General features: G+C 42.7%; 13 protein-coding genes. 3 read left to right on the forward strand and 10 right to left on the reverse strand.

Annotated elements, in window-relative coordinates; all coding sequences use genetic code 11:
• Positions 1-712: 712 nt before the first annotated feature.
• Positions 713-1,171: a hypothetical protein gene (locus CXF61_RS10240; protein ID WP_165598136.1), complete on the forward strand. Its 459-nt coding sequence runs from the start codon at positions 713-715 to the stop codon at positions 1,169-1,171.
• A gap of 140 nt (positions 1,172-1,311) precedes the next feature.
• Positions 1,312-1,710: a hypothetical protein gene (locus CXF61_RS10245; RefSeq protein WP_165598137.1), complete on the forward strand. Its 399-nt coding sequence runs from the start codon at positions 1,312-1,314 to the stop codon at positions 1,708-1,710.
• 143 nt (positions 1,711-1,853) lie between these two features.
• On the opposite strand, the gene CXF61_RS10250 is transcribed toward CXF61_RS10245, so the two are convergent.
• From CXF61_RS10250 to CXF61_RS10285, 8 genes are all read right to left on the reverse strand, one after another.
• Positions 1,854-2,165 (reverse strand): YqfO family protein, encoded by a 312-nt coding sequence (locus CXF61_RS10250; protein WP_165598138.1) that lies wholly within the window; start codon positions 2,163-2,165, stop codon positions 1,854-1,856.
• A gap of 37 nt (positions 2,166-2,202) precedes the next feature.
• Positions 2,203-2,835, reverse strand: coding sequence for a DNA-3-methyladenine glycosylase (locus CXF61_RS10255; protein WP_165598139.1), 633 nt, complete (start codon positions 2,833-2,835; stop codon positions 2,203-2,205).
• A gap of 390 nt (positions 2,836-3,225) precedes the next feature.
• On the reverse strand, positions 3,226-3,948 hold the full coding sequence (locus tag CXF61_RS10260; RefSeq protein ID WP_165598140.1) for a hypothetical protein: 723 nt from the start codon (positions 3,946-3,948) through the stop codon (positions 3,226-3,228).
• Between the two features lie 193 nt (positions 3,949-4,141).
• A complete protein-coding gene (purC, locus tag CXF61_RS10265; protein ID WP_057757995.1) occupies positions 4,142-4,855 on the reverse strand; it encodes a phosphoribosylaminoimidazolesuccinocarboxamide synthase in 714 nt (237 codons plus the stop codon).
• Between the two features lie 125 nt (positions 4,856-4,980).
• Positions 4,981-5,310 (reverse strand): hypothetical protein, encoded by a 330-nt coding sequence (locus CXF61_RS10270; RefSeq protein ID WP_227526661.1) that lies wholly within the window; start codon positions 5,308-5,310, stop codon positions 4,981-4,983.
• A gap of 141 nt (positions 5,311-5,451) precedes the next feature.
• Complete coding sequence (dapA, locus tag CXF61_RS10275; RefSeq protein WP_165598142.1) at positions 5,452-6,357, reverse strand: 4-hydroxy-tetrahydrodipicolinate synthase; 906 nt, start codon at positions 6,355-6,357, stop codon at positions 5,452-5,454.
• Positions 6,358-6,807: 450 nt separating this feature from the next.
• Positions 6,808-8,016, reverse strand: a complete 1,209-nt coding sequence (locus CXF61_RS10280) for a hypothetical protein (RefSeq protein ID WP_165598143.1) — start codon at positions 8,014-8,016, stop codon at positions 6,808-6,810.
• A 265-nt stretch (positions 8,017-8,281) separates the two neighbouring features.
• Positions 8,282-9,736: a Do family serine endopeptidase gene (locus tag CXF61_RS10285; RefSeq protein WP_165598144.1), complete on the reverse strand. Its 1,455-nt coding sequence runs from the start codon at positions 9,734-9,736 to the stop codon at positions 8,282-8,284.
• Between the two features lie 869 nt (positions 9,737-10,605).
• Here CXF61_RS10285 and CXF61_RS10290 point away from each other — a divergent pair.
• Positions 10,606-12,879 carry a cation:proton antiporter gene (locus tag CXF61_RS10290; protein ID WP_165598145.1) on the forward strand — a complete coding sequence of 758 codons (2,274 nt, stop codon included), beginning with the start codon at positions 10,606-10,608 and terminating at the stop codon, positions 12,877-12,879.
• 172 nt (positions 12,880-13,051) lie between these two features.
• Here CXF61_RS10290 and tmk read toward each other — a convergent pair whose 3' ends face one another.
• Positions 13,052-13,771 carry a dTMP kinase gene (gene tmk, locus CXF61_RS10295; protein ID WP_165598160.1) on the reverse strand — a complete coding sequence of 240 codons (720 nt, stop codon included), beginning with the start codon at positions 13,769-13,771 and terminating at the stop codon, positions 13,052-13,054.
• A 100-nt stretch (positions 13,772-13,871) separates the two neighbouring features.
• Positions 13,872-15,161 carry an endolytic transglycosylase MltG gene (gene mltG / locus CXF61_RS10300; RefSeq protein ID WP_165598146.1) on the reverse strand — a complete coding sequence of 430 codons (1,290 nt, stop codon included), beginning with the start codon at positions 15,159-15,161 and terminating at the stop codon, positions 13,872-13,874.
• Positions 15,162-15,216: the final 55 nt, after the last annotated feature.

A 15,216-nucleotide genomic window follows, 5' to 3' on the forward strand; every position in this document is an offset into this window, starting at 1 on the left:
TAGTTTTTTAATGTCAGATTGAGTAGTCATTGCTTATTCTCCTGTTAGTGGATTATAAGCAGTTACACAGTTTTTAGGAAACTCCCTATCAATTAGCATCATCCAGACACGATAAAACCGCATAGCAATTAATTGTTATGCGGTTTTATTGTTAACTATCCATGTTACCTATCACGACTGCTTTCTATGCATCCTTGCACAAATATTCAGTATATTGTGATACTGGGCATCCTGCCCTTTTTACTACATTACAGCTTCAGTATTAACTGCTGCTATCAGCACAGGTTATGTGTCCTTACTTCAATGACCATTATCATCCTGATGCTGGTCATTGAATCATTATCCTTAATGCGGTCAACTCAATCCTTGAGTCACATTTCCTAATGCCGTGTGACTATAATGCCTAATTCTGACTCTCATGTTAAGTCGCGTAAACGTCATTGCGTGTAAGCATATGCTTACAAAAGCCTATTTTACTTGTCATAATCATTACAACTTATTAACGCAAATGACACTTAACATCAAGTCTTGTGTTTTATCATAGATAATGTAAGAAAATATTTCAAAAAATATAGCGCTAAAAACTCACCCGTCTAAAGCTATTTTAACGTTGTCATACCAAAGTATCGAAAAATAAGCCCTGCTGTTGGTCACTATAAAATCAGGTTCACCAACCTTCTATCTCTCTGAAAACATTATAGGATACTGCATTATGAAAATTCTAAAGCCATTCTCATTTAAGGCGATGGTATCTGCTGGTCTTGTGGTGGCATTACTAGGTACGACTGTCGGTTGTGCAGTGGTAGGTCCAGGCTATGACAATCAATCCATCTATCACGGTGATCGTAGTCGTCAAAACAATAGTTTTAATCATGTCAGCCAGCAGTTAAGACAGGACCTACGTCGTAAAGGCTATCAGGTCATGGATATTAAATCTGATAACTACCGCGGTGATCGTGCCATCACGGCTTATGCTAAAAAGAACAATCAAGCCTACGAGCTTAAGTATACCTATCCCTCTCTAAGGCTTATCAGCTCAAGCAAGGAGTCTTGGTCCAATAATTGGGAATGTCAAAAGCATCAAAAAAACAATGGTCGCTATAAAAAAAATAAACATAAGAACAAAAATAATGGCAAACATCATAACGGTAAGCACCATAAAAACTGGTGATATTGAAGACTGTATAAAGCCGCGTCACCCATCAGCGCATTTATACATTTAGTGGTCTTCAAATGAGAAAAACTGATTGTTTTGATCTTTTTAGCCACCTACTCGAAATATTAAAAACGTATTCATATTAGGATAATCTTATGAAAAATTTATCATTTTCAACATTCAAAACTGTGGCATCTGTTGGTATGGTCGCAGCCTTACTAGCGGCAACCACTGGCTGTGTCACTACGCCTGGTGGCTACAATATATATGACGATATTTACGAAGATGTTTATAAAGACAGTCACGAGCATAAAAAGCACAAAGGCAAGCACAAAAAAAACGATAAACACGATAAACACGATAAACACAATTACGATTCTGCTGTCGAGCAGCGAGCCACCAATAAAGTCCGCAGCATGGGATACCGTGTCAAAGATGTCAAATATAAGAAAGGCGATCGTAAAATTAAGGTAAAAGCCGAACGTGGTCGCGACGATTATAAAATCGAGCTGGGCTATCCAAGCTACAACGTGATTAGGCTCAAAAAACACTGATTACTTTTGAGGCGTTCACACCCTTTTTCTATAGGCAATTAAAGCCTTTTAACCTTTGGAACCAAATAAGTCATTCAGTGGCTTATTTGGTTTTTTTATAAGAAATCTTATACTTTATAAGCTGAGATTCTTGCTTTATAAAATTAAAAATCCAAGACTTTTATCACATCATAGGCTGGTGTCTCATACGGGTGCGACTTTTTTAATGCGGCAATAGTAGCATCGATAAATGCTTCATCAACCACCATTTCAACTCGCCATTCATCGACCATTTCTAAGCTATCATGCTCACCGATGTGCGGCGTACTACCTGCCAATGGCATAAACTGACCGCTTCCTTGTACTTGCCAGCAGCACTGCTCGTAATGTCCAATTTTTCCAGCATCAGCAGTAAACAGAGCAGATTTCACTTGTTCTAACGCTGCATCAGGAATAAAAACGGTCAACTTATACATAGGCTTACCTCATAGAATGGTTTTGAGTCTCAATTTGCTAGTTCTTAGATAAAGAAGGGTGATCAGTCCATATATAACGTAGTAGCCAGTCTTTGGCATCACCTGCATAATCAATACCAATACGTGGGCGTAGTGATACAGGTGGCTGGCAGCCATCATCTTCTATCCAAACGTCTGATGATGGCGAAATAGATTTGCCATATAAATCGCGATCAATTTGCAAGCGTTTGGTCAATTTGCCAGGGCCTGCAAACTGCTTAGAATGAGTAAACTGCTTATCTGGACTGAGTTGTTGCTCTTCAATCAGACGGTCACTATCATCAGTTAAAAACCCAGCGCGTATCAATACCGATTCAGGCGACTCTACAGAGCCGCTAATCAAATTTAACAGATGATGCACACCGTATGTCAGATAGACATAGAACACTCCGCCTTGCTCATACATAATCTCTGTGCGCGACGTTCGAGTGCCTGCATGTGAATGGCAAGCGGGATCATCTTGACCAATATAGGCTTCGGTCTCAGAGATACGCATACGTAACGTTTTTTGCTGTCCATCACTATCAGTTAGCTGTCGACATAAGACTTTACCAATCAGATCAGCAGCGACCACACAGGTCGGACGAGTGAACCAGTCAGGCTCTAAAACAGTTGATGAGGCAGTAGACATTAGCGAAACCTTTTCTTATTTTTATGGTTTAATTGATATGAGTAAGTACTAACAAATTAGCATAAAAGTAAGACAAGGTATCGAGGACAGTGTTGACGCTATGTTTGATTTTTTATACGAGTTAAATGATAAGCCTATGGCTGAAAGGGTGATACTGGTTGATAAATGGATAGGAATTATAGTCTGTTATGAGGGGTTCTATTATAGCGGACTGTTTTAAGTGGTCTGTTCATAAATTTGAAGGGTGAGATAACTGGTTCTGTTGGGGTATACCTCAAAGGTACTATTTGATGATAAAAAACTTATTTTGAAATGAGTCCGCTATAAGTAGTTCACCAATAACAGTGTCTTTTGATGGTTAATATCATTGGGTATCAATCTATAAACTAATTATTTGACGACGCAACGAATCAAAGCGAGCGCTTGGCGCTTGATCCCTGAGGCTAATAAGGCGCTGACCAACTCGTCCGAGAAAAATAAAGATTTTCGTAAAACAGGGTCATGCCATACGTCTACCTCACACTCTTGTGCAGTAGTATTCAGTTGAATATCATCATCGGTTGGTTCCCATATAGAATGCGTGGGTAGTTTTGGACCACAAGAATCAGCGTCAATACCCTTGCTTTCTTCAACATTGAGATAGTCACGCGTCTCTGCGATATTGATAAAATAATAAGGCGTTTGCGATTTTAGTTCCTCTGTCTCAATGTCATAGATATAGATTTGGCTAAAATGCGTAGCGCCTAGCGTGAACTGACTAATAATGTCATAGCACTGTTGATTGAATAATAAATACCCCCCAATAATATTAAACATTAGTTCATCATCTTTAGGTAGTTTCTCATTTGGCTTGATAAATACCTTGCTAGGCATATGGTGAGTATTAATATGTTCACCTTTAGACCACCTTTTGCAAAAGACCAGATCCATCTCGTTGATGTTATAGTATTTCTGCTCTTCACCTTTCTCTATTACATTAGATTTTTTCTTCTTCTCTAATTTGTAAAATTGCACAGCATCAAAAACCTCTGGCAGCGTCGCTTTGATACCATAGGTCTCTGTCACATCAAAGTTGTTATAGTTGCATAACCATACTGCTTTAGTATTAGACATAACTGCTTCTCTATTGTGCATAGTAAGTACACTATGAAGTACACCGCGCCTATCTTATTGAGTTAAAACTTTGATACCCTTAGCCCACAGCCAAAGATTCGAGTACTCACTAGTGTACCATCATAAATATAATGCCATAAAAAAACTGAGCACATGGCTCAGTTTTTTTTATTTTATACTACCTATCGAATGCTTATTTTAATGGCACACCGATACGGTCAGCGACCTCTTCATAAGCTTCAATCACATCACCTAATGACTGACGGAAACGGTCTTTATCGAGCTTTTTCTTAGTGTTCTTATCCCAGATACGGCAGCCATCTGGTGAGAACTCATCACCCAACACGATACGGTCATGGAATACGCCAAACTCTAGTTTAAAATCAACTAGGATTAAATCACCCGCATCAAACAATGCTTTGAGTACATCGTTGACTTGATAAGTTAGCTCTTCCATCTTAGCCAATTGTTCTTTGGTCGCCCAGCCAAGAGAAACAGAGAGCGACTCATTGACCATCGGATCACCTAGCGCATCGTCTTTATAAAAAAGCTCATACGTTGGCGGCGTCAATGCCTGCCCTTCTTCTAAGCCTAAACGACGTACCAAACTACCAGCGGCAAAGTTGCGCACCACGCACTCTACAGGAATCATATCCAAACGCTTGACCAATACTTCGTCGTCAGACAATTGCTTTTCAAAATGCGTCTCGATGCCAGCATCAGATAATTTTTGCATGATAAAAGCATTAAAGCGGTTATTCACCACGCCTTTACGTGCCAATTGTTCGATACGCTTACCATCAAGCGCTGAGGTATCATCACGGAAGTGTAAAATCAGAAGATCATTGTCTTCTGTTTCATAGACAGATTTGGCTTTGCCTTTATACAGCAGTTGTTGCTTTTGCATTATGGAGTTCCTGTTCGTTCAAGCTTATGTGGTAAAAACGCGCAGCGACCGCTGACTCTTATTACAATATCGATCTTATTTTAATCAATAATCATAAAAATCGGCGGTACAAATGAAGAAATAAATTAGTTTGAAGGGCTACTAACAGCACGCTGAGGCTTTGGCAGCTGATACTGATTACCTGACTCATTCTGTAGTTTAAGCGTGTTCGCGCCCACATTCGGCGTTGGGTATAAAGGCACGAAAGGCGCTGTTTCTTGAGCAGCCGGCAGCTCTATCGGTGCAAGCTTTTTGCTTTGTTGATAATCTAAGCTGCCGTTATCACGTTTACCAAGCAGGTTTTTGGTCGCTTGACAGCCGCTTAATACCAAAGTGCTACCCAAAACCAAGGTCAGCATTGCTGGAAGTAGTTTTGTCGTCTTTGATGATACTGTCTTTGATGATACTGTCATCATGTTGTCTCTCTGAGTTAGCAGTTATTGCTCATGTATGCGATTGACTTATCGTGATAAGTTGACTTACTGCTAGCTCGAATGGCACTCATCTAATGTGCAGCAAGTCTTAAATCACCGAATATTAATTGGCTAAATATCAATTTATCGTATGTTTGCTCGAACCAATGCTTCATCAATAGTCGCATGATGCTGCTCGGCGAGCCAAACCAATGGCAGACGGATACCTTTATCGATAATGCCCATTTTATGCAAGGCGTACTTCGCTGGGATAGGGCTTGATTCGATGAATAGGTCACGGTGCAAATGTTTGACCACGTCATGGATTTTACCAGCCGCTTCAAAATCACCACGTAAACCCGCAGAAAAAGTCTCACTCATGGCTTTTGGTGCTACGTTAGCAGTGACTGAGATATTACCTTTGCCACCTACTTTCATTAGATCAAGCGCAGTGCCATCATCACCAGATAACACAACCATTCTGTCACCAACGGCTTTTATCAATTGCTCACCGCGACCGACAGATCCTGTCGCATCTTTGATAGCAACGATATTATCGATGTCACACAAACGCTCGACCGTGTCTTGAGCGATATCAACCACTGTACGTCCAGGCACGTTATACAGCATTTGCGGTATATTTACGGCTTTAGCAATGGCTTGATAATGCTGGAATAAGCCTTCTTGTGGTGGCTTATTGTAGTAAGGAGCGACTAGCAACGCGCAGTCTGCACCTGCATCGGCAGCATCCTGAGTCAGCTTGATGGCTTCCATCGTGTTGTTGGCACCAGTACCCGCGATGACCGGTACACGACCTTTGACATGCTGAACGAAATAGCGAATAACATCGCTATGCTCTTGCATAGATAGGGTCGCTGATTCGCCAGTAGTACCAACAGCCACAAGGCAGTGTGTGCCCTGCTCGATCTGCCAATCTATGAGATCTGCGAGACGTTTATAATCGACCTTACCGTCAGGGTGCATGGGCGTTACCAAGGCTACCATTGAGCCTTGTAGTCGGGTTTTGATCTCGTCGTATGCTGTGCTCATAACCGTGCCTTACTGTATTATCCTAGCTTTTATTAAAGCTGTCACATGATAGGTCGTTTGCAAGTGGCCATTGCTTTGTGTGCGTTGATAAACGCTGATGGCGTAACTTACTTGATGTTAATGCTGCGTCTCTACTTACTATAATAGCGTTTGTATCATAGATTATTATATCTACGATATCAGTATCGTGATGGCAATTTACCAAGAGTAATAGGCGTACCTACTAGCCGACAGAAATATAATAATAAGAGTGCTCGTTAGTGTAGCATATTTTGATTTGACCGCTATCAATCAATTGGCAGTCAGCACATAATTTTAGTACCAAAAAATGGGTATTATTTTTCGCTTAAATTTATAGAACTTGGCCTAAAACCTTGTAGATGAATACTTACATCATTAAAGGAGCAGTTTAGCGTAATCAACGTGCGCTGATAAGTCTCTTAGGTAATATTAACGAATCGTCAACACATCGATAGTAGGTCGATAGAATCGAAAAGGCAACCCTCTCGTACCGATGCCGCTACTAACAAATATCTGTGCACTTGCATGTTGATATAGGCCGCGCTGCTTACCCATGCGACTGTTATATAGCAATGCTGACTGCTCACTACTGCGTCGAATATCGTTCTGTTTTTGAGCAAGCAGGATATTTTTTTGAATAGCCTTTGCAGCACCGGTTATCAACAAAAGGCGTGGCTGTAAAGACTTTGGCAGATCACTGATACTATCAAATTGTGATTCCAAGATAATCACTGGACTGGTGGCATTGGCAATCTCCGATCCAAGCATTGCTTTATCAGTCGCCTCTGACGTTTCAATATCTGTAGATTGCTTGGACACATCTTGCCAGCCGCAAAGCACCGCTACTAATGAATTTGTATTTGAATTTTCTTGATCAACAATATTTTGATTATTAGTTTGATGAGTAGACTGGTTAACGACTGACTGCTTATTTGTTGCTCTTGCATATTTGAGTGGCAGCGACGTACATTGCTGACCGATATAGTTAATATCGAGTACATCAAAAGTACTAGCCAATGTATCTTCTAATAATGGCTGACCTTGCTTGGTCGTATTCATAGACTGATAACGCAAGTCCGAGGTACTCATGACTGTATAAACAGGTTTATTTACCCCCTTGAACAGCATTAACTGACCCACTAAATCTGCACTTGGGTAGTATAGCCAGTCCCCAGTAATCAGTACGGCATCTGCTGACAAAGCATTGATAGTAGAGACCAGCTTGCGAATATGACGCGGCTTACCACCGTATATCCCTATACGCAAATCTGCCAATACGGCGACCTTGAGCGGTGTAGACAAATCTAAGTCAATAGAATGATGCTCTAATCGTAAGCGGTTGGGTTGTACAATGACAGTATAAAAGTACAAGCCCATCATCAATATTGCCATAAGTACGGCAGATAGTGATAGCTGCGCTAACATCGGCATCAGGTCCTGTGACCAAACCATGATAAGCAATATCGCCCAAACAGGCATCGTATAGGCGGCATAATATAATGCAAGCTTCACCCAAATACGTATAAAGCGCTTGGTAGGATTGGCATTAAACGTTTGTAGCCCTGACCACAGTGCAATGTACGCTAGCAATGCTGCTGACGTCGTTGTAATAAGCGTATGTAGAGCGGGGTCAGTCATAATTACCTAGCGGTTGCATAATGGTACGAGCCGACTAAGCGACTCGGCCCACCTTAGAGCCTATTGATTGATCAATAATTCACTTAACGAATGGATTGCTGTTGAGGTCTTACTCTTAGCTGTTTGATAAAAAACCAAACATTATAGAGGTCGACCTCCATGATAGACAAGCACAATTATTGACGTGCGCGCTGCCTTTATACTCTGCATCGTAACCTGAGTTATATTATTAGCCACATTAACAGTCACGCTTTAATCATGACACCTACTCAATACGTAGACCAATAATAGCAGGAATGCCTTGGCGTATAACTTCTATAGTGACCACGCCTTTTTTAGGAAGAGATGAGATAGCACCTGAAAAGTCTGCCACTGTTTTAATCGGCTTTTGATGAAAGTTAGTGATGACATCGCCTGCTAGAATACCTGAGCGCGCCGCCAATCCAGTAGGATCCACTGTGGTAACCAATATACCGGTTTTATTATCTACAGCGATTTCTGCCTGTTCATCTGCCGTCAAATCACGTAAACGCAAGCCCAACTGTACATCATCATTTTGCTCATCGCCGCTCTGTGCTCTTACATCATTGGGCGCGTAAGCGAGCTTGCCGTTAATCACCATCTGCTTACCGTTGCGCTGAATCCGTGCACGGAATGGGTCGCTTGGACGCGCTCGGTTGAGCAAGTTCAGCAAGTCTGATGCCTCCATGATTTGTACGTCATTGTATTGCAAGATGATGTCACCAGGTTTTAGGCCTGATTTTTGTGCTGGTGAATCTGGTGATACACGAGTCAGTAAGGCACCTTGAGGGCGCTCTAAATTATAAGCCTCGGCCAGATTGCGATCGATATCTTGTGGATAAATTCCTAGATATGCACGCGCCACTTCACCATCATTTTTTAGCTGCTCATAAATGTCCATGGCAGCGTCAATAGGAATAGAGAATGACAGTCCCATATAACCGCCAGTACCGCTAAAAATACGCGAATTGATTCCAATCACTTCGCCGCGCTGGTTAAATAGTGGCCCGCCAGAGTTACCCGGGTTTAATGCCACATCGGTTTGGATAAATGGCACGCTCGTTTCACGCGAGAAGCTACGCGACTTGGCACTGACAATACCAGCAGAGGCTGAGTAGTCAAAACCAAATGGCGAACCGATTGCTAATACTGGCTCCCCTACTTTTAGACCACTTGAGTCGCCGATAGGCAAGGCTGGAAATTGACTGCCCTCAACTTTTAGCACGGCCACATCTGAGCGCTCGTCACTACCAACCAAAGTTGCATCAAGCTCAGTTCTATCATTGAGTGTCACAGTGATTTTGTCAGCACCTGCTATGACATGATGATTGGTCAGCATATATCCATTGGAGGTAATAAAAAAGGCCGTACCATAAGCATGTTCAATCGCTGGCGTCGCGACTCGATCAGGGATACGTAGACGATCACCAAAGAACTGACGCAATACTTCAGCAGTCTGAGCCTTAGCGAGCTCGGCCTCACTAATCGTTTTGGTGACATTGACGCGTGCTACTGCTGGCGTGACTTGTTGCACCAAACCAGAGAAATCAGCCGTAGTGACTGCAGCCTGAGCATTGTTTATCGTCGTGACATTGATACTAGCGAACGTAGCGGTACTAACAGCGAGTGCCAGCGCACTACGTTGTAACCAGCGCTGCATATTGGCAGTGGTCTGTCCTTTGAACATATTGATAGGCATTTTGTGTCCTCCATATGAGTAATCGCTGTTATTAACAGCCACGTTATGATTGTTAGCGATAGCGACTACACCAAGCGGTATGCCCCTATTCGTTACTATTTGGTGAAATTATATTCTTTTATCTTGTCTATTTATGTGGCGCAGCACTTTTATTCGAACTTATTGTCATAACTATTTAGCAATTAATTTACGCTTATTTTTATCACTACTCATTACTTGAATATTTATAGAGTGCCGGTCTTTAGAAGATGGTTAATAGTGTAGAACATGATTAATAGCGTCTTATAAAAATAAATACTCTCAACGTTCAGTATATGACATTTTATGACGCCAACACTATTATCCTATGCGTGACGTGCATGACCCACGCAGCTACTGTATGATAAATAAAAACTTGAAGTATTGTGCTGATGCCTTTTGCATAGTGCAGGATACCCCAAGACAGCGTTATTTCATACGGGCTTCGTATACTTTCGTGGCCGTGAGATAGCTTTTTAGCAGGTACGGCTTACATCAGCTCGAAATAAAATCATGGTATGATGTCAAACCAAATATTTTACTAAACAAACAAAAGTTAGCTTGTATATAGGGCTGTTTATTGCAGGCTTATGAACTGGCTATCATCACTCTTGTTTTCCATCTTTTGCATTTCTAGCGTATTGTGATTTATCTAGAAGCGCTTTTGTCTTTGCTACTTTATAGTAGTTATATCATATCTAGCTTATGTTGTGATTCATGAGGTCTATCAGTGCGATGGTCTAGCTACAATAAAAACGGATAACAACTTAATGTTAAATAAACGGTAGCGACTATCTTATAACAGCTATCGGTAGATATAAAATATGACAAGATTATAAAAGGATTAATTTATGGATACCGCCCTTTTGCTATCCGGCGTGGTTGGGATTGGCATTGCCGCCCAATGGTTGGCTTGGTATTTAAAGCAACCATCCATTTTATTTTTATTACTGATTGGTATTATCGTCGGCCCAGTGCTGGGTGTATTTGACCCAGACTTGGTGTTGGGCGAGCTGATGTTTCCTTTCATCTCTTTGGGCGTAGCGATTATCCTATTTGAAGGATCGTTAACGCTAGAGTTCGATGAGATTAAGCAGCATGGTACCGTGGTACAGATGCTGGTATCAGTCGGTGTACTGATTACCATTGCTATCGTGGCCCTATCGACTTATCTACTATTCGATGTCGATCCATTGATTGCTCTACTCTTTGGTGCGCTGGTCTGTGTGACTGGTCCAACGGTCATTATGCCGCTGCTGCGTAGTGTGCGCCCCAACAAAACTATTTCCAACATCTTGAAGTGGGAAGGTATTATCATTGACCCAATCGGCGCTATCGCTGTGGTATTGGTCTATGAGTACATTATCTCAGGCGGCGAAGCCAGTAGTATTCTACTGTTTGCTAAGATTGTTGTATTGGCAACTGCAATGGGTATGGCGGGCGCTTGGCTACTTGCCTTCCTTATGCGCCGTCATATGATTCCTGAGTTTTTGCGTAATGTGTTTACTCTAGCATTTGTACTGGTCTTATTTTCGATATCGAATCACCTAGAGCATGAGTCAGGTCTATTGACCGTCACAGTACTGGGCGTGGCATTGGCGAACTGGCCAAAATTCCCCCGTGAGACGATTTTAGAGTTCAATGAGTCGTTGACCATTTTGCTGATTTCAGTGCTGTTCATTATTCTGGCGGCGCGTGTAGAGTTGGCAAGTTTGCTCAGCGTTGGTTTTGCAGGGCTAGTGCTGCTCGCTATCGTGATGTTTGTGGCACGTCCACTATCGGTCTGGGCATCGGCTATCGGCTCGAACCTTAAGACCAATGAAAAGCTGATGATTAGCTGGATTGGGCCACGTGGTATCGTCGCTGCTGCTATCTCATCCCTGTTTGCGATTCGTTTGCAAGAGTATGATATTCAAGGCGTAGAGCTACTTGTACCTCTGGTATTTATGGTCATTATCGGTACGGTCATGATTCAGGGCCTGGGTGCAAAGGTCGTCGGTAATCTACTAGGCGTACGTGAGCCTGAGACCAACGGTATCCTTATCGTTGGCTCAAACCCAATTACGCTATTGATTGCTACCTCTCTCAAAGACCAAGGTTTTGACGTCATCGTTGCGCACAATAACTACACTAATATTGCACGCGCACGCATGAGCGGTCTACGTACTTACTTTGGCAACCCTATCTCTGATCACGCAGATCATCATCTGGATCTGATCGGTATTGGTCGCTTGTTTGCGATGAGTATGGACAAAGAAATGAACACGTTGTCCGAGATTCATTATCGTCATGAATTTGGTGAGCGTAAGCTATATCGTCTTAAATTCAGTGACGAAAAAGTCAAAAGCGAGCGTGATGATAAGCAATCGAACTTCCACTCACAGTGGTTGTTTGGCAAAGATGTGACCTATACCAAGCTTGCCAGTATGCTGTCCAAAAAAGCTCGAATTAAGATTACCAATATTACGGATAGCTATAGCTTTGAGCAGTATAAAGCGGATAATAAGCAGTTCGTACCGCTATATACGGTAGACAAAGAAGGCAAACTGCACGTTATCACTGATAAGTTTGACGGTACTGTCCCTCGTGACCGTAAGCTCATATCGCTAGTGGTAGACGATGAAGTACAGCCGAAGCCAGTCGATGTAACGCCTAAGCAAGAGCAGGCTCGTATGGCAGCTGATGCTAACTTTGAATCTAACTCAAAAGCCCCTGAAAAGCGTAAAGAGCAGGAACCTAACCCTGACGATAGCCAGACAGCAGCGCCAGAGTCTTTGGTAGATAGTGACAAAAATGATGAGCAAAACACTGCTAATCAGTCATCAGCCACCCAAAGCAGTAACACCGAGACTAAGTCACCTTCTAGCACTACCGTAGAGAAAAGTGAGCCAGTAGAAGAGCCAAAAACGTCTGCTACTAATGGAGATAATAAAGGCGTCATGTCTGCAAATTCGACAGCGACTTCGAAGGCCAAAACCTCTACGAACAGTAATGGCAATGGTAGTGCCCCTAAAAACAAAAAAGGCGCGCTTGACCCAAACCGTCTACCTGACTCTGCTCAAGATAACGACGCCTCTATCGCTACTACTGAGGGTATAAAAGTAGATAAAATAGATGACAAATAACGTGCATAGTTATCTGCTTTATTGATTTAAAGATAAAATATTTACCTTAACAAAAAGCCCCAGCAATATGCTGGGGCTTTTTGTTGGTGCTAACTAACTGACTGACTGCCTGCCTGACTGACTGGCTATCGATACATCTAACTGCCTTATAAATCTACTTGGCAAAATTTAATTATTTGATATCGAATCTGTCCATAACCGTCTGCCATATACGCGTACTCACTTCATCCGTACTGCCCGATGCATCAATACGCTGTATGCGCTCAGGATACTCGCTCGCAAGCTGACTAAAACCAGTATGCACCCAAGTAAAAAACTCGGTAGCCTGTTGCTCAAAACGATCTGCCGCACTGCGCTTGTTGGCACGTTTCATGCCCTCTGCTACTGGCAAATCTAGCCATAATGTTAGCTCAGGAAGCTGCGTCACAAATTGTTTGATAAGCATATCGATTTTACCACGTACCAACTCGTCGCCATACGCACGCCCAAAGCCCTGATACGCGATAGTAGAGTCGGTAAACCTATCACATATTACCCAAGTACCATTTTGGAGCGCTGGTAAAATGACTTGCTGCATGTGATCACAGCGCGCCGCAAACAATAGCAGCAGCTCGGTATCGTCTTCGATATCAGTCGCTGGATCTAATAATATATCACGCAATTGCTCGGCAAATGGGCTACCACCCGGTTCACGAGTACGCAGATACGAAATGCCATTAGCTTCTAACCGCAAACACAGCTGTTCAATCGCGGTGGTTTTGCCCACGCCTTCAGTCCCTTCAAAACTAATAAAGCGGCCTAACGTAGGTGCCGTTTCTGTATTTGAAGCACTTGATTCAGGTAGATTCGATGATTGTGTGTTGGTATGTGATGGTGTTGCGCTGGTGTGCATAGATACTGACATGATATGACCTTATGTCATTGATGAGCGCTACCTCTACTTTGTAGCACTCAATAAATGATAAGTTTTTTAAGAAGATTAAGAAGGAATATTACTGCGGCGGCGTTTGAGATTTTTTCTCACGCATGACACTGAGATAGTCTTTTACCGCTTGATTATGCTCAGCCAAGCTATTGGTAAATTTGTGCCCGCCATTGCCCGTTGCCACAAAATACAACGCTTCACTATCAGCAGGATGTAAGGTCGCTTCGATAGAGGCCGCTGATGGTAGCGCAATTGGCGTTGGCGGTAAGCCATCAATTTGGTAGGTGTTGTAAGACGTTTTTTCGTTGATGTCTTTGCGGCGGATATTGCCATCATAACGACTACCCATACCATAGATAATAGTCGGGTCCGTCTGCATACGCATGTTTTTATTCAAGCGGTTTCTAAATACGGCAGAGACTAAAGGACGTTCATCAGCAACGCTGGTCTCTTTTTCGATAATAGACGCCATGACTAGCGCTTCATATGGACTCTTATAAGGCAGATTCGGTGCACGATTCTCCCACGCATCAGTCAGTACCTGCTGCTGACGCTTATACAAGTCAGTCAATACTTTTTTATCGCTGGTCCCTTCGCCATAATAATAAGTATCAGGCGCGAACCAACCTTCAAGATTGTAGTTAACAATCGGGTCACTACTATTAACAACGCTGTCTGGCAATACACCCGTCAAATCTAGTGCTTGGGCAATACTCGCATTATCACTATCTACAGTCAGTACTTCTTTTTCAATTTTATCATTATCACGCAGCACTTGATAAAGGTCTTTAGATGTCTTACCTTCGATAATCTGTACCTTGACCATAGCCGCTTTTGCGCCTTGACCTAGTATTTGTAGCGCCTCAGCGATAGTCGGGTTTTCGGGTAGTTGATACGTACCAGCATGCAACGGCGCATCGACTTGTGACTTAATATATAGCTTGGCCACGCCTGCCGAAAACAGCGGAATCTGCTGCTGCCACTGCGGTAATAGACCATAATACGTCTGACCTGGTTCAATCGTGACCATTTGCTGCGGCTGCTCGATACGACCAAACAACGTCTGATAAACCATGACTAAGAAAAATGCAGCAATAAGCCCCAACACTAGCAGCACTTGATAGCCACGTTGCATAAAAAACGATGGGTTATTGACTTTATATTGACGCGGTTTACTGTTACCACTGATAAGCGAGACGTTGGTTGCTGGCGTTGCTGATGTGTCTTCCACCTCATCTACCACTGGTTGCGCGTCCGGCAGCGTAGTATCTACACGCTCCTCGACTGTGCCATCTTGTTTGTTTGACGGCGACTCATTGGGACGTTCAGATGGTATATTGGGTGTAGGCTTGCTCATGGCAACTCGCGAGGCAGATGTTTGCTAGAATTTAGCACTGAACCGTGCGATTTTC

This window comes from Psychrobacter sp. 4Dc (assembly GCF_002836715.1).
In the GTDB taxonomy this organism is placed as follows: domain Bacteria; phylum Pseudomonadota; class Gammaproteobacteria; order Pseudomonadales; family Moraxellaceae; genus Psychrobacter.